Genomic DNA, 19352 nt, shown 5'->3' with positions numbered 1-19352 from the left:
TACCACTTAAACGTTTAAAACTTTTGCCTGCGGGTTAGAGTTAGGAAAGCCATTTATAGACCAAATCTCCAACGGGGAACATGCTGGCAGAAACTTACAGGCGCTATCGCCTTGCGAAGGGTGACGAAAAGAGAAAGCTCGCCAGAGAACTCGTGATGAAACTCTCCAGGTACTCCCATAGAGAGCCGTTCTGGGACGAGGTGAGAAAGCTCAACCTGAAGCCGGAGAAGGTTAAAGAGGTAATGCTCTTCCTCGAAGAGAACGGGGAAATCGAGATAAGGCGCTCATCCGACGGGAAGAGACTCTGGATCTTGACCCTAAGGGATATAAGGCGCAACCCCGTAAAGCTCGACCGATGGTTAGCGTTGAAAAAACCGCAAAGGAAATGATACGCAACGGCACCTGGACCTTCAGGGACGGCACGTTCTACCAGGCCCTGAGGCTGAGTAACGGAAAGATTGGAGTGGTCGCCTACGACGGTGACTTCCGCTTCCCTGAGGACTGGGGAAGGAGCGAGAGGAAGGAAGCGAGGGAAAAGCTAACTTTCGTTCTCGGCCTCGACACAGATTTGGATTCATTCTACGCCGAGATAGGCGATTCGCCCTTCGCGTTCCTCATCGAGGAGTTCTACGGCCTAACGATTCCCGCATCACCGAGCCCATATCAGGCCCTTGTCGAGGTGATAGCTCAACAGCAGGTTAACTACGAGTTTGCCCAGCGGACGATTAGAAACCTCGTCAAACTCGCCGGAGAACCCGTTGGAGAGCTCTACGCCTTTCCGACCGCCGAGCGGATTGCCAGGCTGAGCGAGGAGGAGCTAAAGGAAGCCAGACTCGGCTACCGCGCCGGCTATATAAAGTCCCTCACGGAGTCCTACTTGAAGGGCGAGCTGAACCTCGAACTCTGGGACCGGGATGTTGATGAGGCCATCAAGTACCTCACGAGGTTTCGCGGGATAGGGAAGTGGAGTGCCGAGCTGTTCTTGGCCTACGGTCTGAGGAAGAACGTCTATCCCGCGGGAGACCTCGGGCTGAGGCGGGGAATCGCGAAGATTTTTGGCAAAAGGCCGAAAGAGGTTAAGGAGAGGGACGTTAGGGAAATCATTGAACCCTATGGAAAGTGGAAGGGTCTTCTGGCCTTTTACATTCTCTGCTACGACAGGAAGACCGAGATGGAGAGGAAGGTTAAAATACGGATTTGAGGAAAATAAGGCGGTGGGACAATGCTCGTTGACATGAAGACCCTCTCCGTTTTGATGGAAGTGCGGGCCAAGAAGAGGGCAAAGAAGGGCTCCGCCAAGAGAATGCTGGGCATACTCGAGGGAAAACTGCCCGAGGGCATGACCAGCGTGGAGCTGATTAGGAAACTGAGGAAAGAGTAAGAGGCATTAACAATTTTGACGCGGTGAGAGAATGGTTGAGATTATCCTGCCCCGCGAGAAGTTCAAGTCCCTGAAGGGAAGGGACGTTAGGGCCCTAATCGAGGAGAACCTTCCTAAAGTCGAGGAAACCCTCAAGGCCGAGCGGGAGGAGTTCCTTCGGGAGAAAATTGGGAAGCTCGAGGAGAAGCTCCGGGAAATGGAGAACCAGCTCGGCGAGCTGAGGGAGTTCTACGAGAAGGCCTTGAATGACAAGGAACTCATGATAGCCGAGCGAGATAAGCTGAGAAAGGAGAACGAGGAACTCAGGAAAAAGTTGGATGAGAAGAGAAGTTCACAAACTGTGAACGACTCGTTCACGGAGCGTGAACGAATATGAAGCTCACAATCAAACCAGATAGGGGCTTCGGAAAGGTTGAGGTCGAGCTCGGCGAGCTCTCGGCCGAGATTGAGAAGCTTGCGGAGCGCTACGGCGTCCCTCCAGAGAGGATTATTGAACTCGCCCTTACAGGAGAGTTCAGGGAGTCGAAGGGGGAGCTTGAAGAGCTCGAGAGAAAGGCCGAGGAGCTTGAAAAGAAGGTCTGGGAGCTCGAAAAGGAGTACGCTCCGCTCCGTTACAAAGCCTACGGCCTGAGTGAGGATAATAAAATCCTCGCAATCGAGCTCTCCGGCCTGATAGCGGAGAACAACGGGCTGAGACGCTTCTTGAGGCTCCCCCCGAACAGGAACATCGAGCTGAGAAAGCTTATATCCTACTACCTTCAAGGTTGAAGCGCGGATGATGACAGCGAATTGCACCGAACGCTGTGATGACGAGGACTGGCCCTGACGCCGTCCCGGGCCGGCCGTGAGGAATCCAAGACGGGATGAGCAGAGGCGATGATATACCCTATGAGCGCCGAGCCGGTCCGGGGCGCTAAATAGCCCCAACCTTCTCAAGAACGCGCGGTATCTCAACCGGCTCGAGGGCGCTCTCGACGATGTAGCCCTTCTCCACGAGGATTCTCGAAACGAGCTCCTCCCGCGTGAAGCCGTCCAGTGTTCTGTCGCCGTAGAACATCAGCTCCGGCAGAAGAAGCAGGCCGAGGTCGACCTCCGGAAGCTTTTCAACGGTCTTGAGAACGTCCCTGCCCGTGAGCAGGCCCGCCGTTCCTATGTTCCCACCGAAGAACTCGTTTTTAACCGCCACAACCGGAATCCTCGGGAAGATTCGCCTCAGCTCAGGATAGGCCAGCTCGCCCGTCAGTATGTAGGTCGGCATCTCTGGCTCAAGTTCAAAGGGGCCAAGGTCGAGCCGGAACTCCCCGAGTAAAGCCTTGAAGATTGGCGGAATTACGACATTTATTCCGGTCTCATTTCCGACATCGAGAGCCGTTTCCTTGACGAAGATTAGCTCGTCCCTCGTTAGGGGCCTAACGTCCCGGTTGTATCTCGTCACCCCAACGGGGAAAAGCCTGACCTCGGCAACGCCCGTCGAGGCCAGATCCCGGATTATCTCCCCGATGTCGTCGACGTTGTAGCCGGGCGTCAGGATTATGTCTGCTATTACCCTGAAAGTCTCTGCCACGAGGGGAAGGAGGTCTATCAGTTTACCGGCGAGCGGGCTCCTCATGAGGGCAATCCTCTTTTCCTTCTTCGTCGTGTGGACGGAAATCTGCATCTCATCGAGGCCGGCCTTTTGAAGGCTCTCAATCCTTTTCTCGTCGAGCCCGACGTTTCCGGCAGTGTCGGTAACTCGAATCCATAGCTCGGGATAGTGCTCGCTCACGTAGGCAATCCTCTTCTCAAGCTCCGGGTCGTTCAGGGTGTCGTGGAAGGAAACGCGGTAAATCATCTCGGGCGGATTCTGCCGGAGGTAGCAGAAGAGGCAGTGGCTCCCGCACGGGCCGGCCCTGCTCGATGGCGGAATGACGACTAAATCGTCCCGCTCATCAATGCCGTCCAGCTCGTACTTGGTGATTCTCCTTAGCTTGAAGTCCTCGGTGAACTCGTACATGCTCGAAACTCGGGCTGGGTTTTTAAAAGCTTAATGTGAACCCGGTACGGTGGTGGCATGATAATAGCGGTAACCGGAACGCCGGGGGCCGGGAAGACGACGATTTCGAAGCTTTTGGCGGAAAGGCTCGGCTACGAGTACGTCAGTTTAAGGGACTATGCGATGGAAAAGGGCATCGGTGAGATGAAGGGGGACGAGCTCGAGGTCGAGGTTGACGAGCTTGCTTACAACTTCGAGCGGGACTTCAAGGGGAGGAACGTCGTCGTTGACGGACATCTGAGCCACTTCCTCAACGCAGACCTCGTGGTTGTGCTTAGGGCACATCCGAAGCTAATCGGTGAAAGGCTGAAGGAGAGGGGCTATTCGAAGGAGAAAATTGGAGAAAACGTCGAGGCCGAGTTAGTTGATGTCATTCTTGTCGAGGCCCTTGAGGAGAACGAGAACGTCGTAGAGGTTGACACGACCGGAAAGACGCCGGAAGAGGTTGTGAACGAGATTTTAGGGCTGATTGAAAAAGGTGTCAGGAAAAGAGTCGGCGTTGTGGACTGGAGCGAGGTCTACGACGAGGTGATTCCCTACCTGCGCCTCTGACGCCTCCTCTTTTTCCTCGGTATGAGCTTAACGGGACTGCCACAGTCAGGGCAGACTCCTTCAGGGGGCATCTCTGAAAAGTGCTTCCCGCAGCCGATGCAGACGTAGTTCCAGCGTATCACGCGCTTAATTCCGCGCTTTAGGGTCTTGAAGGGAATCCCGAGGGTTCTAGCTATGTTCTGGAGGTTGTAGTCGTCGGTGAGAAGGACAGCCTTAAGCTCGTACGCCAGGGCGAGAACCTCAACGTCAGCCTCGCTGAGCTCGTTGAGCTCACCCGTTTTCCTAGCCGCTTCCTTAACGGCCTCAACGCTCCCCTTTGAAGGGACGAGAACCTTAACCTTCCCCGCGCTTATCAGTCCCTCGAGGAAGAGCCTCGACTCGGGATCCTTGACCTCTTCAACGACCTTTGGCGTCGTGAAGCCCTCGACGTCCATCCCCTGGATGAAGATGGCGGTGTCTATTACCTGCATGGTTCAAGCTCCGGGAAAGCCTTTTTTAGATTTCCGTCGAAATGAGGCCGGTGGGAGCATGAGGGTGGATTTGAACTCCGACCTCGGGGAGAGCTTTGGCAGATACAAGCTGGGCCTCGACGAGGAGGTCATGAACTACATCACGAGCGCCAACGTCGCTACGGGCTGGCACGCCGGCGACCCGCTGGTTATGAGAAAGACAGTCAGGCTCGCGAAGGAGAAAGGGGTTGCAGTTGGGGCTCATCCTGGCTACCCCGATTTGATGGGTTTCGGAAGGAGGTACATGAAGCTCACACCCGAGGAGGCGAGGAACTACATCCTCTACCAGATTGGAGCGCTCTACGCGTTCACGATGGCTGAAGGCCTCGAACTCCAGCACGTCAAGCCGCACGGGGCACTTTACAACGCCCTCGTTAAAGAGGAGGAGCTTGCGAGGGCCCTGATAGAGGGAATAGCTGATTTTGACAAGAACCTGATATTCGTAACGCTCTCAGGCTCGAAACCAGCAGAAATAGCGGAGGAGATGGGCGTCAAGGTTGCCCACGAGGTCTTCGCCGACAGGGCCTACAACCCCGACGGAACGCTCGTCCCGCGCTCGAAGCCTAACGCTGTAATCCACGACAAGGAGGAGATAGCGGAGCGCGTTATCTCGATGGTCAAGGACGGTGGGGTTAGAGCAATCAACGGCGAGTGGATTGAGCTTAAAGCCGATACAATCTGCGTTCACGGCGACAACCCGAAGGCCGTTGAGATAGCGAAGCACATCCGGGAGGTCCTTGAGCGGGAAGGAGTTAAGGTAGTGCCTATGAAAGAGTTCATCAGGTGAGACCATGAACTTCAAACCCCTCGGCGACTCGGCGTTACTCGTCTCCTTCGGAGAGGTCATCGACGAAGAGACAAACGACCGCGTTCACGCCCTCGCTGGGGCGATAGAAAAAGCCAACTTCGAGTGGCTAATTGAAGTCGTTCCGGCCTACTCTTCCCTCGCGGTAATCTACGACCCCGGGCTCATCGACTTCGAAGGGGTCAAGCGGGCAATCCAGGGGCTTGAGTTCTCGGCCGAGAAGTTCGAGGGGAGGCTCGTTGAGATTCCAGTTCTTTACGGCGGTGAGCACGGCCCGGATTTGGAGTTCGTAGCGGAATACAATGGCCTAACCCCTGAAGAGGTCATCGAAATCCACTCAAAACCGGTTTACCGCGTCTACTTCCTCGGCTTCCTGCCCGGCTTTGCCTACCTGGGTGGAATGGACGAGCGCATAGAGACGCCGCGCCTTGAGAAGCCCAGACTGAAGGTGCCAGCAGGCTCCGTTGGGATAGCGGGGAAGCAGACAGGCATCTATCCCCTCGAAAGCCCCGGGGGCTGGAGGCTCATCGGCAGAACACCGCTGAGGCTCTTCAACCCATCGAAGGAACCGCCAACGCTCCTGAGGCCCGGCGACAGGGTAAAGTTTGCGCCGATTGGCGAGGAGGAGTTCGAGGAGCTATACAAAGCCGAATGGGGGCACGAAAATGATTGAACTCCTCCGCGTTCCCTCGTTGCTGACGGTTCAGGACTCCGGCAGAAGGGGCTACAGAAAGCTCGGCACCCCTGTTTCCGGATACATGGACGACTATTCCGCGAGAATAGCCAACTACCTCGTTGGAAACCCCGGCAATGCCCCGCTTTTGGAGTTCCTCCTGAGGGGACCAACGCTGAGGTTCAATTCCTCTGCCGTTTTCGCCGTTGCCGGCGACGTTGAGGTGAGACTCAACGGCGTTCCCATCGAACCCTGGACGAGCCACTGGGCGAAGAGGGGAGACGTCCTCGAGGTCGGGACGCTGAAGAGCAGTCTCTACGGCTACATCGCCCTCGCCGGGGTGATAAAGTGCGAAAAGCTCTTGGGCAGTTGTTCGACCTACGCCAAAGCGGGTTTAGGGCGGCCTTTAAAAGCCGGCGATAAACTTACTCTCGGCTACGCGATACTGACTGGCAGAGAAGGGCGCAGACTTCCTGAGGAGCTGAGACCGGACTACTCGGCGGAGGAGATAACCATCGGTGTCGTTCTCGGCCCGGATTTGGACCATTTCACAGAGAAGGGAATTGAAACGTTCCTGAGCGAGGCCTACACCGTAACGCCGGAATCGGACAGGATGGGCTACCGCCTCGACGGAAAAGCGATAGAGCACTCCGAGAGGGGAGCGGGGATAGTCACTGGCCCGCTCGTCCCCGGGACGGTTCAGGTTCCGGCCAACGGAAAGCCAATCGTGATGATGCGCGACGCTCAAACCACCGGCGGTTACGCGAGGATTGGCGTCGTTGCGAGCGCTTATCTGCACCGGCTCGCCCAGCTGAGGCCGGGCTTTAGGGTGCGCTTTAGGGAGACGAGCGTCGAAGATGCCAGAAACGAGCTCCTGAAGAAGGAGAAGACGCTTGAGGCGATAAGGCTTTTCCTTGCCGGGAGAATGAGGGTCTACAGAATAAAAACCGAAAAAGCGGAGACGATAGCATTCGCAGGGAAGTAATCACTCCTTCTTGCGCATTACCTTGGCAATCTTGTAGGTCTTTCCGTCGCACTCGATTTCTCCCGTTATCTCAATGATTTTCACGTGGTCGCCTTCAAAGAGGCCCTCCGGCTTGAAGAGGTCCCTCTTCTTGGGGTCACTGCACTCCTCGAACTTCAGCTGGATTATCGAGCCGACTATGGCTAATCTCGGCTCTATCGCCACCTCGACGCTCGGCTCGACGACCTCAACGACGCGAACTTTGCCCTCGTGCAGTGGACAGGAGTGCGACGGCATGCTCCTCACGCGCAGAATCTTGTACCTCCTGCCCGGTTCAAGGTTTCCAACGCAGACTCCAGCCAGCTTGCAGGTTTTGCACGGCTCGGCCGGTCCGTAGAATATGAACTCAACACCCGGTTTCGCAAGCTTTTCACCGACTAACGTGATTATGGCCATTCCAAACACCTCCTAAGGTTGTGAGAGATGATAGTCAGATAACTCCGGTGATTTTAGCGGCTTTCTCGGCCGCTTCGCGGGTGAGGCCGTCCTTTCCAAGGATTGTGTAGCGCTCGGGCCTTATTGTGTGGGCGATAGTTAGGGCCTCAATTATAATTTCCGGCTCGATTCCGAGCTCGTATGCTGTAGTTGGTGCGCCGACCCTCTTTAAGGTTTCCCTAACGCGCTCCCACTTCATGCCGTGAAGGTAGGCCATTATAATCGTCCCGAGTCCCGTCTGCTCACCATGCAGAGCCGGTTTGTCGAGGAGCATGTCAAGGGCGTGGCTGAAGAGGTGCTCCGCACCGCTCGCGGGTCTTGAAGAGCCGGCTATGCTCATGGCGACGCCCGTGGAAATTAGGGCCTTTATAACTTTCCTAACGCTCTCCTCGTTGCCGAGCCGTATTATGTCGGCGTTCCTCATGACCATCTTCGCGCTCATTAGACTGAGCGAGGCCGCGTACTCGCTGTAGTATTCGCCACGAATCCTGTGCGCTAACTGCCAGTCCCTTACGGCCGTCAGGTTGCTTATCGTATCGCCAACTCCCGCCGCGAGGTAGCGGTATGGTGCAGTTTTGATAACCTTGACGTCCGCTATGACCGCTATCGGCGGGACGGCCTTGACTGAAGTTTTGGCGCCCAAATCCCTTATCGAGGCGTTGGCGCTCGCTATGCCGTCGTGGGAGGCCGTAGTCGGGAAGCTGATGAAGGGAACGCCCGTTTTGAACGAGGCGAGCTTGGCGACGTCTATTATGCTCCCCCCGCCAACCGCTATGACCCAGTCGACGCTCTCGTCCTTTATCAGGTCTATCGTCCTCTCAACTTCCTCCATCGTCGCGCCCTTTCTGACGGTGAGTGGAACGACTTCGTACTCGGATTTAAGGCTCTCCTCAACGTCCTTACCAGCTATCTCCTTCGTTCTCGGCCCGTAGAGTATGAGGGCCTTCTCGCCGAGGCCCAGCCGTCTCGCAACGTTCACAACTTCCCCTTTAAGGTCCTCGCCCAGCAGAACCTCGCGGGGAAGCTGCATCAGGTGAAGTCCCTTCATTCTCCCACCCCTAACCTCTCGGAAGGAAAAGCTTTAAGGCTATCGGAACAACCGTCTATGGCGACCTTAAAAAGTCCAGAGACTTCTTGAGTCCCTTTGGAGACCCAGCGTGGCTTGCTCAAGAGTTCAATTTTGGTCTTCCACATAAGGAAATATTTAAATAATATTTCCTCTCATAAAAGACTATGATTGACAAAGATTTAACCCTCCAGTACCTGGCGGACTTCCAAGAGAAAAAGCTCCCAGAAGCCGTTGAGCGTGAATTGAGAGTTCCCCTAAAGAGCGGGCAAATCATAACCCTAATCGGGCCGCGGCGGAGCGGAAAAACCTTCTACTTCTACCAGCTCATTAAAGAACTCCCGCGCGAGGACGTTCTCTACATAGACTTCGAGCATCCCATCTTCGAGGGATTTGAGTCAAGGGACATCATGGACGTCCTTAAACTCCATCGTGAGGCCTTTGGCGAGCCGGCTTACGTCTTTCTCGACGAGGTTCAGGCTGTCAAGGGCTGGGAGCGAATGGTCAGGTATCTCCACGACGAGGGGTATTCAGTTTTCGTAACCGGCTCCTCCTCAAAGCTCCTCTCCATGGAGATAGCCTCAAGGCTGAGGGGAAGAACGCTGACATACACTATACTCCCCTTCTCGTTTCGGGAGTTCCTGAGGGCGAGGGAATACCGTGTGAGACGACCCCTGAGTTCAAAGCGGGAAGCTGAGCTTAAGGCCCTCCTCAGAGAGTACCTCGAGTGGGGGGGCTTTCCAAGGGTCGTCCTTGAGGATAACGAGATGATTAGGGAGAAGCTCCTCGAAGAGTATCTTGACATGGTTCTCTACAAGGACGTCGTGGAGCGCTACGGCGTTAGAAACCTCCACGTGATGAAGCTCCTCCTCCGCTCGCTGATGCGTTCCTTCGCCAAGGAGTTCAGCGTTCACGCCTTCTACAATGCCCTCAAGTCCCAGGGGATAAAGGTCAGCAAGGGAGTCCTCTACGAGTACCTCGGCTACCTTGAGGATTCAATGAGCGTCTTTCTGGTGAAGAAGTTCAGCTATTCCCTAAAAACCTCGGAGCTTTCGATTCCAAAGGTATACCCGGTTGACGCCGGCTTTACGCGGCTTTTCTCGTTCACACCCGACACAAGTAGGCTCATGGAGCTCGCGGTGTTCCTCGAACTGAAGAGACGGGAAGCGGAGGTTTATCACTACAAGAACCACAGGGAGGTTGACTTCGTGGTAGCTAAGAGAGGCCAGCCCGTCGAGTTGATTCAGGTCACGTACGCGCTGGACGCTGGAGACGTAAGGTCGAGGGAAGTCGAGGCCCTGAAGTCCGCCGGCAGAAAACTGGGCGTGGAGAGCCTAACGGTGATAACGTGGGACTACAGAGACGAGAAAGATGGAATCCGCTTCGTTCCGCTCTGGTGCTTCCTCACGGAAAAGCTTTAAGGCTATCGGAACAACCGTCTATGGTGGTCGAATGAGCTTTGGGGAGTTTTTTTACCGCTATTTCGTTGAACCTATAAAGTACAATCAGGGTTACAACGTCGTGAACACCCTCGTTTACGCCATAATCCTCGGCGTCGCCGTTCTGCTCCTGTATAAGATGCTCAAAAAGATGGGGATAAAGGTAGACGAGCGGTTCTTCGTCGCCCTGATGCCCTACATACTCCTCGGCCCGCTGATGAGGAGCATAACTGACCTCGGTGCTCTCCCAAGAACCTACCTGACCGTCAGCCCTGGCGGTTACTTCGTCATAGCGGGCTTCGCGATAGCGTCCCTATTCGCCGTCTGGAGGCATCTCGGACCGGACGACAGGCTCTACCCAATCTACCGCGACTTCGGGTGGGTCCTCGTTGGGGGACTGCTCTTCATAGCGGTCATCAACTGGGAGAAGTTTTCGGTCAGGTGGGACTACTTCAAGTACTTCATCCCAAGCCTCCTCGTTGCGGAATCCTTCATCTGGCTCCTCTCAAGGAAGTTCGAGCTCGTTAGGAACAACAGGATACTCTTCTACACCCACTTCTATGACGCGACAACGACATTCGTTGGAATCCAGTTCTTCGGCTTCTGGGAACAGCACGTTCTCGCGAGGACGCTGATGAACCTGTTTGGAACGCCCGCCGTTATGTACCTCGAGAAGCTCGTTATAATCACGCTCGTGGTTTACGTTCTCGACAGGCTGATGACCGAGGAAGACCCCGAGCTTATAAACTTCGTCAAGCTGACGGTCTTCATCCTCGGATTCGGCCCGGGAACGAGGAATCTGCTCATAGCCCTGTTAAGCTGAGGTGGTGAATATGGAGTTCGCTTGGAACGAGATTGCCCTCAACATGGCGAAGGATTTGGAGAAAACGATAATGCCCCTCTTCGGCACGAAGAAGGCCGGGGAAAACGTTGGAACGAACGTGAGCGGTGACGTGACGAAATACGTTGACAAGGTCGCGGAAGACCTGATTATAAGGCACCTCAAACCGCTCGGCGTCAACATAGTGAGCGAGGAGGTCGGGGAGATAGACGTCGGAAGCGACTATACAGTTGTCGTTGACCCCCTCGACGGCTCCTACAACTTCTCGATGGGAATCCCGATATTCGCCTTCAGCTTCGCCGTCTTCAGGGGAAGGGAACCCATTTACGGGGCAATCTACGAGTTCTTCCCGAAGGCCTTCTACGAAGCGATTCCTGGTGAGGGGGCTTACCTCAACGGAAGGCGGATTCACGTCAACGAGCCAGAGCCGGGGAAGGAGGCGATAAGCTTCTACACGCGCGGAAGATGCCTCGGACTCGTGAGAAGAGTTAAGCGGGTCCGTGTTCTCGGAGCGATAGCAGTAGAGATGGCCTACACCGCCAAGGGCTCGCTCGACGGGGTCTTCGACATAAGGAACTACGTGAGGCCGACGGACATAGCGGCCGGGGTTATGCTCGTGAGGGAAGCCGGTGGACTGGTGACCGACGAGAAGGGAAAGCCTCTTGAGTTCGAGCTGAAGGCTGAGGTTAACACCAACGTTATCGCCGTCGCGAACGAGAGAATCCTTAAAATAATCCTGGAGGAGCTGGAGAATGAGCCTTGAGCGCTACTTCAACCGCTACGGAAAGGCAACCTTCACGCTCTTCCTCATAAACGTCGCCGTCTACGCCGTCGAGGCAATCCTGAGCAGGAACCCGATAAGCATCAGCGGGAACGTCTTAGCGACCCTCGGCCAGTGGAACTACGCGGTTCTGCACCTCGGGGCCTGGTGGCAACCCTTCACGGCGATGTTCGTCCACGTGAACATAATTCACATCTTCTTCAACATGTACTTCCTCCTCGTCATGGGGAGCCAGCTCGAAAGAATACTCGGGCCCAAGCGGGTCGCCATGATTTACATAGTCTCTGGCTTGGCTGGAAACCTACTGACGCTGTTCCTCATGCCCCCCAACGTCGTCAGTGCAGGCGCGAGCGGGGCGCTCTTCGGTATCGCGGGGGCGCTGATAACCATCACAGGTGTCGTCGGCGGAAACATGCAGATGGCCCTTATGAACGCCTTCGTGCTGTTCCTAATCAACAGCTTTCTGCCTGGGGTTAACGCCTACGCCCACCTCGGCGGACTTCTCGCCGGAATCCTCATAGGCTACTACTACGGCAAGGTCATAAAGAGGAAGCTTACGTGGGCCTACGCGTACGACTACTATTAGCGAAAGATTTAAAAACGCCCGCCGGAAGGTATAGGTCGAGCGCTCGGGCAGTGCCGGGGTAGCTTAGCCTGGTCAGAGCGCTCGGCTCATAGGGCCGCTCCCCCTTCGGGGGAGCCTGAGAAACCGAGAGGTCCGGGGTTCAAAGCCCCGCCCCGGCACCATAACAGCCCTTTCTGACGAAAGCGCTGGCGGAAGGTTAGGTGCTTCTCTAAAAATTGTAGGTTTTAGAAGAGGTTTTCCGTTCACTTGTATGTTTTGGTGAGTGTTTCTCTCTTTGAAGGCGCCCTTCGGGCGCCGATATGAAGTTGAAACTATTGGAGAGAGAGGCTTGAAGCTAAACCCCTATGAATTTGCCGTTTGGTTAGTGCACTGCTGACTTTTTGCTCGTTGGTGAGAAAGGCGCTCTTTTTGCCAGCCTTTTCCAAAGGCTGTTGCAAAGTTTCATCAAAGTTCGTAGCTCCTTTTGGAAAGCGATATTTCGAGTGATTTCCCCTCTAATTGATTGTTTTGAGTGTGAGAACTTTTCAAATTACTCCCTTTGTATGGGTTTACATTTAAAATCGACGCCCGAAGGGCGTCAAAGGAAAATAAACCCTTTGAAAGGGCTGTTTTGGCTGGTTCTCTCTTGTAAAGCTCGATTTTTCCAGTAAAATCCGCTCTATTTGAGCCTTTGAGCGAGAGCTACGAGCTTTTGGTGAAGCTTTTTCCAAAAGCTTCCTTCGCAAGCGCTGGCGGAAGAGTAAGTGCCTTTTTTGAAGTATTCATTTCCAAGTGGGTTTCTCATTCACTTGCTTTTTGGTGAGTGTTCCATTCTTTAAACGGCGTCCCTCGGACGCCAATAACAAAGTTGGAACTGCTTGAAAAACCCTGTTTGATATTAAACCCCTTCTAAACTTGCATTCGAACAGTGCACGACTGACTTTTTGCCTATGAGTAAGGAGGACACTCTTTGGTCAAGCTTTCTTAAAGCTTGTTCGCCTGTGCGACGTCGAGCTCTGCTCGACGCGAGGGATGAAAGTCCCGCAGAGTTTGACCAAGGTCGGTGATTCTCTTCTAAGAATGCAATTCTAAGAAGTTTGCACTCTCAAGTGCCAGTGCTCTCAAAGAATTCTCTTCAAGGAACCCTCTGGAAGGGGTTTCTCTGAGAAGCGCTCCTCCGGAGCGCGAGAAAAAAAGCAAACCCAAGCGAGAAAGCTTCTAAAATTTAGGAATTCGCATTCCAAAAAGCCGTTAAAAGCGCAAACATTCCCAACGGAGCCCCTACAAAAAGAATCACAAACTTTGATGAAACTTTTACACAGCCTTTGAAAAAGGCCGGCGAAAAGAACGCCATTCTTACCAACGGGCAAAAAGTCAGTCATGCACTAATTAACTACTGCAAATGTGGAATGGGGTTAATCCCCCAAACAAACCTTTTTCAAACAGTTTCAACTTATCATCGACGCCCGAGGGCGCCTTCAAAGAGCGAAACACTCACGAGCAAGCTTTGGGAAAGCTTGACCAAAATGGTTAAACCCTCACAGGGGGTAAAGATAGAGTGCATGCCTCTTAAAGTAACTCATTGGTTTTTGGGTTTGCTTTAACAAGGGCTCTTGGAAAAGGTGTTTAAACTCGAAACGCGCCCAAAGGGCGCTAATGAAGGAAACACGTTCAAGAATGGCAAATTTAAGAGCAAACCCACCCGAAAATGAACCCTTTAAAAAAGCATGCTTCACTTTGATGAAACTTTGCCCACAGCCTTTAAGAAAGGCTGGCGAAATAAGCGCCCTTCTTACCAAAGAGCAAGAGGTCAGTCGTGCACTAACAAAAGAGCAACCAGCGGGGGTTTAACACTACACCAAAACTCCTTGAGATAGTTTCAACTTACCATCGGCGCCCTTCGGGCGCCTTCTCAGAGTGAAACTCTTGGAAATGAAGCAAATTTGACAGAAACCCCTTCAAAACTTGCACTCTTAAAAAAGGCACTTAACCTTCCGCCAGCGCTTGCGCAAGCAAGGGCTGTTGTGGTGCGGGGGCGGGGATTTGAACCCCGGAACCCCTACGGGACGGGACCCTCAATCCCGCGCCTTTGACCAGGCTCGGCAACCCCCGCGTTGCCAGATATAAGGGCGTTGGGGCCTTTATAAATTTTACGGTTTCTGGAGGGGCAACCTCTCGAACTCCCTCATCAGCATGTTCATCTGTCTGTCATCGAGGGTCTTCGGGTCAACTATCACGACCATTCCTGCATTCCTCGTGAGAAGGTTGTCCTTCAGGTTCATGAGGAACTTCATAACTGGCTCAAAGCCGTTGTTCAGGATTAAGTACTCAAGCCCGTCCACGATTATGAACGTGTTCTCATCTGCGTTTGAGAGCACCCTGTGAAGGAGGGGGGCAAGTTCCGTCGGCCTTACGGTGTTTTCAGCGGGAACGTTGCTAATCCAGATATAAGGGATACCATGCTCTTCGTACGGTTTTGGGTGTCTCGTGATTGCAAGAAGCTGTTTTCCCTGGAGGAGAGGTAGTATCTTCGATGGCACCACAAGACCTGTTATGTACGCTCCAGGTTTTAGAAAACTCGGTCCTTTGGTCACGACTTTTGGTCTTACCGCTCTGATTTGTTTCTTCATTTGAAACGCCGTCACGACGATGATTGTCATACCAACGGCAACGAGAACGTCGTCAAGAACCTTCGTGAGCTCCGTCTTGTACAGGTCGTTAAAAACGTTCTCAAGGTAGCCGAGCCAGAAGATAAATATTCCTAGAAAAACTCCCCTCAGAGTTTTCCTATCCACGTAGCTTGCTAGAATGTCGCGGAGCGAGTAGGCTACCACAACGGCGGAGGTAAGGGTGGCGAAGGCAACAATCTCGGCAAGAAGCTTAACCGTTTGAAATTCCCCAGCCAACCACTCCGCCCCCATGTTCTCTTTGTTTTTGGGACTAATAACGGTTGCGAACCGAAAAATTTATAAATACACTTCCCCTCTATGGTTTCGGGTCGTGGGCCGGTAGCTTAGCCTGGTTAGAGCGGCGGACTCTTAATCCGCAGGTCGGGGGTTCGAATCCCCCCCGGCCCGCCAAAACGCGTTTCTCCTCGGCGCGTTCTGAGAAGGAGCGCGTTTGAGACTTCAGCGTTAAGGAGACTTGAAAAATGAGTTTTAAGGAGCTTGGCTTATCGAAGGCCTCCGTTGAGGCCGTTGAGAGAAAGGGTTTCTCAGAACCCACAGACGTTCAGAGGGAAGTTATACCGCTCATTCTCGACGGAAAGAGCGACGTCGTTGGTCAATCAAAGACCGGAAGCGGTAAAACCGCGGCCTTTGGCCTCCCAATCCTCGACCTTGTTGATGAGAGCAGAAAGGAAGTTCAGGCACTCATTCTAACGCCGACGAGAGAGCTGGCAATACAGGTAAGCGAGGAACTCCGCTCGCTACGCGGGAAGCGGAAGATAGACATTTACGCCATCTACGGAGGCCAGCCAATAGGACCCCAGATAAGGGCCCTTGAGAGGGCTCAAATCGTCGTCGGAACGCCCGGCAGGGTGCTCGATCACATAAGGCGCGGGACGCTCAGGCTCGACTCGCTCCGCTTCTTCGTCCTCGACGAGGCCGACAGAATGCTTGACATGGGATTTCAGGAGGACATTGAAGCAATCTTCCGGGCCACTCCCAGGGAAAAGCGCGTGATGATGTTCTCGGCGACGATGCCGATGGACGTTCTGTTGCTCGCCAAGAAGTACATGAAGAACCCCGAAGTTGTCATCGTGAGCAGGGACGAGCTGGTTCCAGGAGAGGTTGAGCAGGAGTTCATAGAGGCCGTCCCGGCGAGGCGCTACGGAATCCTCAAGAAAATCCTGAGCGAGGACTTCTACGGCATAATCTTCTGCCAGACAAAGGTCGAGACGCGGGAGCTCGCGGAGAGGCTCAGGAGGGACGGTTTTAAGGCCGAGGCCCTCAACGGGGACATGAGCCAGCCCTCAAGAGAGAGGACCTTCGGAAGGTTCAAGCGCGGGAAGACCGAGATTCTCGTGGCGACGGACGTTGCCGCGAGGGGAATTGATGTCCCTGAGATAAGCCACGTTGTCAACTACTCAATCCCCATGAACGCAGAGCAGTACATTCACAGGATTGGAAGAACAGGTAGAATGGGGAAGAAGGGGAAGGCCATAACCTTCATCGCGCCCGGTGAGCTCAGGAGACTCAGGTACATAGCGAGGCAGGCCGGAGTTGACGTCAGGAAGTCGGAGCTGAGCGAAGAACTTCCGAAGGAGTACAGGGAAATGGTTCGGCGCGACGAGCTTGAGAACGAGTATAGGCACAGGTGGGGCAAGAAGAGGCCGAGACAGAGGAGAAGGCGCTACTGAGTCCACTTGGTCTCTGTTCTTTTATCTTCACACTTATTAACTCCACTCCATTGAGAATGTTGAATCCGAAAACGTACTTTTCTGTGTTTGGTATTTGCTCAGTAAATCACCACACGAGAACAGCCCCAATGAGGGGAGATGACAAAAGGAGTTTGGCGCCGGGGCAGGGATTTGAACCCTGGCGGGCTAACGCCCACGGACTCTCCAGGGGCTCCAATTTTGATATACAGCCCTATCAGAAGAGAATTCGCAAAATGGCTTGAGAATAGAGTAACAGAGGAGACAAGAAGGAAGTATATCTCTTCCCTTGATAGATATTTTGGAGACACCGAGATTTGGGGAATCGAGGATTTGAGAAGGTTGATGGACAACACGAAGGTCGGAAAGCATCATTTGAGTTTGGCGATAAGGAACCTGATAAACTTCTACCTTGAAAACGACTGGATGTCGGAGGAGACGGCCATAAAGTTGAAGAGACTCCTTAAGACTCACGATGCAAAGCCGGATTTGTACTTCCCGACGGACGATGAGATTCAGAGCTGGCTTAGAGCGGTAAGCAAGAGGGAAGATGCGTTATTGGTTGCGTTGTTGGTGGTTTTTGGAGGGATAAGGATAAAGGAAGCATTGAAGATAGTAACGGAATTCGATGAGAACCGTCTAAAGACGGAAAAGGTAAACAGAACCACCATCTCATACTACCAACTATCATGGACTCGCAGAACTAAAAACTCCTTCGTTGCCTTCATGCCTCCCTACGTTGCCTCACTCCTCAAACCATTTCCCAACACTACCTACGTAACTCTACGCTCCTACCTATCCAAAAGGAAGGGCGTTCGTCTCAAGTACGCCAGAAAATGGTTCATCAACAAGATGTTCGAGGCCCGAGTTCCGGAGAGTGTGGTTAAGTACATGGTCGGCCATTCGACGGGTTCGATAATGAGTCTTCACTATCTCGACTTATTCAACCAGGCCAAAAGGGAATACGCTCGTTCATACAAGTACCTTGAACAATCTTTGAATCCCACCCTCCCAGAAATCATGGGGAAGAAGGTTGTTTTTTGAATTCCAAATTCTCACTTTCTTTCAAGTTTTCATTCGACCATTTCTCGAATGGTTTCACTGTCCCCTTCCTATATTTGAAATTTTGGAACGTATATCCATGTAGGTGTTTAATGAATGGTAGATAAGAGAGGAAGAGAGTAAGTAGAAAGAGATAGAATGAGAGGATAGTAAGTAAGGTGAAGTAGGGGTTAAAGGGAGTATAAGTAACAAGGTAAGAAGGATTGATGGAATGAGAGTGAGTACGAGTATAAGAACTAAATAAGACGGTAAGGTATAGAAAGGAGGATATAAGTAACGAATAGGGTGATTAGAACCATAAAGCATTTAAAGGTAACAAAAAACGAAAATTAACTAATTTGCTTTATTTCTTCCCTATTATATATGGGGCACTATGAATCTTTAACTTTCTTATGACTCATACACTCACACATACTACACTCTACTTACACTACCATCTCTATACACACTCACTTTCACTTTTCCCTTATGAGAAGGATGAAGCCCAGCGGACAGGGATGATATTAATGGAACTTATTAATTAAATAAGATTCAAGAAGATTCAAAATACTGTGGTAGTGAAGTCTGGATACAGCGGCCCCTTTTCTTGAAAACTCCTTCCTGAGGTGGTAGTATGGTTAGAAGTGGAGGGTTAGTGGAGAGTAGGATTAGAGAAGGGAGTAGAGAAGAACTTGAAGAATGTGTTAAGAAAAGATATAGACACAAGATGTTCAAACATTGGGAAGTGTTAGTTCATGCAATGCTGGAGATGTTAAGAGAGGGAATGTTACCCGAGGAAATGATTGAAGAGTTCCAGAGAGATAAAGAAATGGAAGTGGAGATAAAAGACACGAAAACTATGTACCATTACATAAGCGATATTTTAGACATGTATTCTGAGATAAAGGAAGAGTTCTATGAAGCCTTAAGAAAACGTATTGAAAATCGAGAGCTTCCCAAGAACAAAACCGCGTTTTGGAAAGGACGGTTCTTAGAAGACTTGGTATATGAGAGTCTGGAAGAAATGTTAGAGGAACATATAGAGAGAGGCAAAGACATCATTGTACTTCCTATTTACAAAATACGAACGAGGCCAGGAACAGATGAGAAAGAGAGGAGGGGCAGAAAATCAGATGCCGATAAAATAGCAGATGTTCTTGTAATAGATTGGAGCAGTAGAACACTAATTGTAATTGAACTCAAAAATTTCTGGGAACACTATTCTGGCCAATACGACGTGGAGGAGCAAGCAAGAAAATTACCAGCAACTGTTAGCGATGAGGGGCTCGATATAATCCTTTCCCGAGTAAAGAGTGGAAGAATACCAGGCAGAAAGAGAAGAAAGCTTAGTAGAAATTTGATAAAAACAGGATGGGAAATCCTATGTGGAAAGAGAGAGGCGGAAATACAATATCAGATGCATGTTGAGGCCTTGAAACATTTATCCGGATTCAGAAAAGTTTACGTATGGCTTCATGCGGGAGAGCAGGTGGACATGCTGGAAGTAAAGTTAGATGAATTTGAAAAGAAATATGGTATCGAAATATTGAGAGTCTTTGTGAACAAGCCACTTTATTACACGCCAGAAAACAAACGATTCATGAAACAAATCATCCAGGAGATTTTGTATGTTGTGTATAGCGACGAAGGAAGGAGAATTAAAACACTCGAAATTGATAGCAAAGGAGTATTGGTGGTGGACAGAGACCAGAACGTACTTGGATTTCAGCCCTTTGAAATGTGGGACGGCATCGAGACAACAGAACCCGAAGTGGAAAGTGCAATGTGAGGGTTGTCATCAGGCCCTCCAGTTTTTCCCAATTTTTTGAC

Annotated in this window: 21 protein-coding genes and 3 tRNA genes; 18 read left to right on the top strand and 6 right to left on the bottom strand. The window is 52.2% G+C overall.

The annotated features are described in order from the left end of the window. Nucleotides 1-80: 80 nt before the first annotated feature. The 5 genes from CS910_RS09820 to CS910_RS09805 are packed head-to-tail and all read left to right on the top strand — an operon-like array spanning nt 81 to nt 2149. Nucleotides 81-389 carry a hypothetical protein gene (locus CS910_RS09820; RefSeq protein ID WP_099211611.1) on the top strand — a complete coding sequence of 103 codons (309 nt, stop codon included), beginning with the start codon at nt 81-83 and terminating at the stop codon, nt 387-389. Next, entirely contained in the window at nt 356-1201 is an 846-nt protein-coding gene (locus tag CS910_RS09815) for a DNA-3-methyladenine glycosylase family protein (RefSeq protein WP_099211609.1), read from the top strand. The genes CS910_RS09820 and CS910_RS09815 overlap by 34 nt, the downstream gene beginning before the upstream one ends. A gap of 21 nt (nt 1202-1222) precedes the next feature. Next, a complete protein-coding gene (locus tag CS910_RS12000) occupies nt 1223-1381 on the top strand; it encodes a hypothetical protein (RefSeq protein WP_173866250.1) in 159 nt (52 codons plus the stop codon). A gap of 31 nt (nt 1382-1412) precedes the next feature. Continuing rightward, nucleotides 1413-1757 carry a hypothetical protein gene (locus CS910_RS09810; protein WP_099211607.1) on the top strand — a complete coding sequence of 115 codons (345 nt, stop codon included), beginning with the start codon at nt 1413-1415 and terminating at the stop codon, nt 1755-1757. Continuing rightward, nucleotides 1754-2149: a hypothetical protein gene (locus CS910_RS09805; RefSeq protein ID WP_099211605.1), complete on the top strand. Its 396-nt coding sequence runs from the start codon at nt 1754-1756 to the stop codon at nt 2147-2149. The genes CS910_RS09810 and CS910_RS09805 overlap by 4 nt, the downstream gene beginning before the upstream one ends. Before the next feature lie 145 nt (nt 2150-2294). Here the strand turns inward: CS910_RS09805 and CS910_RS09800 are convergent, their stop codons facing one another. After that, the gene (locus tag CS910_RS09800; protein ID WP_099211603.1) at nt 2295-3374 is read right to left on the bottom strand and encodes a DUF512 domain-containing protein; all 1080 of its coding nucleotides are present in this window, start codon (nt 3372-3374) and stop codon (nt 2295-2297) included. 57 nt (nt 3375-3431) lie between these two features. On the opposite strand from CS910_RS09800, the gene CS910_RS09795 reads away from it, so the two are divergent. Next, entirely contained in the window at nt 3432-3965 is a 534-nt protein-coding gene (locus CS910_RS09795) for an adenylate kinase family protein (protein ID WP_099211601.1), read from the top strand. On the opposite strand, the gene CS910_RS09790 is transcribed toward CS910_RS09795, so the two are convergent. Next, nucleotides 3950-4435 carry a type II toxin-antitoxin system VapC family toxin gene (locus CS910_RS09790; protein ID WP_099211599.1) on the bottom strand — a complete coding sequence of 162 codons (486 nt, stop codon included), beginning with the start codon at nt 4433-4435 and terminating at the stop codon, nt 3950-3952. The two genes, CS910_RS09795 and CS910_RS09790, sit on opposite strands and share 16 nt — an antisense overlap. 58 nt (nt 4436-4493) lie before the next feature. Between CS910_RS09790 and CS910_RS09785 the strand changes: the two genes are divergently transcribed. The 3 genes from CS910_RS09785 to CS910_RS09775 are packed head-to-tail and all read left to right on the top strand — an operon-like array spanning nt 4494 to nt 6937. After that, nucleotides 4494-5261 carry a LamB/YcsF family protein gene (locus CS910_RS09785; protein ID WP_099211596.1) on the top strand — a complete coding sequence of 256 codons (768 nt, stop codon included), beginning with the start codon at nt 4494-4496 and terminating at the stop codon, nt 5259-5261. Nucleotides 5262-5265: 4 nt separating this feature from the next. Next, nucleotides 5266-5952 (top strand): 5-oxoprolinase subunit PxpB, encoded by a 687-nt coding sequence (pxpB, locus tag CS910_RS09780; protein ID WP_099211594.1) that lies wholly within the window; start codon nt 5266-5268, stop codon nt 5950-5952. Continuing rightward, complete coding sequence (locus tag CS910_RS09775) at nt 5945-6937, top strand: 5-oxoprolinase subunit C family protein (protein ID WP_099211591.1); 993 nt, start codon at nt 5945-5947, stop codon at nt 6935-6937. The genes pxpB and CS910_RS09775 overlap by 8 nt, the downstream gene beginning before the upstream one ends. Here CS910_RS09775 and CS910_RS09770 read toward each other — a convergent pair whose 3' ends face one another. Together CS910_RS09770 and CS910_RS09765 are read right to left on the bottom strand one after the other, a co-directional pair. Beyond that, complete coding sequence (locus CS910_RS09770) at nt 6938-7372, bottom strand: UPF0179 family protein (protein WP_042690696.1); 435 nt, start codon at nt 7370-7372, stop codon at nt 6938-6940. It lies immediately after the preceding gene. Nucleotides 7373-7406: 34 nt separating this feature from the next. After that, nucleotides 7407-8459, bottom strand: coding sequence for an NAD(P)-dependent glycerol-1-phosphate dehydrogenase (locus CS910_RS09765; protein WP_099211589.1), 1053 nt, complete (start codon nt 8457-8459; stop codon nt 7407-7409). 185 nt (nt 8460-8644) lie between these two features. Between CS910_RS09765 and CS910_RS09760 the strand changes: the two genes are divergently transcribed. From CS910_RS09760 to CS910_RS09740, 5 genes are all read left to right on the top strand, one after another. Then, nucleotides 8645-9898 (top strand): ATP-binding protein, encoded by a 1254-nt coding sequence (locus tag CS910_RS09760; protein ID WP_099211587.1) that lies wholly within the window; start codon nt 8645-8647, stop codon nt 9896-9898. 31 nt (nt 9899-9929) lie between these two features. After that, entirely contained in the window at nt 9930-10739 is an 810-nt protein-coding gene (locus CS910_RS09755; RefSeq protein ID WP_099211585.1) for a DUF63 family protein, read from the top strand. A 10-nt stretch (nt 10740-10749) separates the two neighbouring features. Next, on the top strand, nt 10750-11520 hold the full coding sequence (locus tag CS910_RS09750) for a bifunctional fructose-bisphosphatase/inositol-phosphate phosphatase (protein ID WP_099211583.1): 771 nt from the start codon (nt 10750-10752) through the stop codon (nt 11518-11520). Further along, on the top strand, nt 11510-12124 hold the full coding sequence (locus tag CS910_RS09745; protein ID WP_099211582.1) for a rhomboid family intramembrane serine protease: 615 nt from the start codon (nt 11510-11512) through the stop codon (nt 12122-12124). Before CS910_RS09750 ends, CS910_RS09745 begins: the two co-directional genes overlap by 11 nt. A 52-nt stretch (nt 12125-12176) precedes the next feature. Further along, nucleotides 12177-12285: transfer RNA gene (locus CS910_RS09740), tRNA-Met, on the top strand. 1843 nt (nt 12286-14128) lie between these two features. Here CS910_RS09740 and CS910_RS09735 read toward each other — a convergent pair. Then, nucleotides 14129-14216 (bottom strand) — tRNA-Leu (locus CS910_RS09735). 37 nt (nt 14217-14253) lie between these two features. Further along, nucleotides 14254-15024, bottom strand: a complete 771-nt coding sequence (locus CS910_RS09730; protein WP_099211580.1) for a DUF835 domain-containing protein — start codon at nt 15022-15024, stop codon at nt 14254-14256. 81 nt (nt 15025-15105) lie between these two features. On the opposite strand from CS910_RS09730, the gene CS910_RS09725 reads away from it, so the two are divergent. From CS910_RS09725 to CS910_RS09710, 4 genes are all read left to right on the top strand, one after another. Beyond that, nucleotides 15106-15183 (top strand) — tRNA-Lys (locus tag CS910_RS09725). Nucleotides 15184-15254: 71 nt separating this feature from the next. Continuing rightward, nucleotides 15255-16463, top strand: a complete 1209-nt coding sequence (locus tag CS910_RS09720) for a DEAD/DEAH box helicase (RefSeq protein WP_099211578.1) — start codon at nt 15255-15257, stop codon at nt 16461-16463. A 138-nt stretch (nt 16464-16601) separates the two neighbouring features. Beyond that, complete coding sequence (locus tag CS910_RS09715) at nt 16602-17525, top strand: integrase (RefSeq protein ID WP_099211576.1); 924 nt, start codon at nt 16602-16604, stop codon at nt 17523-17525. 631 nt (nt 17526-18156) lie between these two features. After that, the gene (locus CS910_RS09710) at nt 18157-19311 is read left to right on the top strand and encodes a hypothetical protein (protein WP_099211574.1); all 1155 of its coding nucleotides are present in this window, start codon (nt 18157-18159) and stop codon (nt 19309-19311) included. The last annotated feature ends 41 nt before the right edge of the window (nt 19312-19352 follow it).

The sequence above is a fragment of the Thermococcus henrietii genome, from assembly GCF_900198835.1.
Lineage (GTDB): Archaea > Methanobacteriota_B > Thermococci > Thermococcales > Thermococcaceae > Thermococcus > Thermococcus henrietii.
This window is presented reverse-complemented; position numbering and strand designations above follow the sequence as displayed.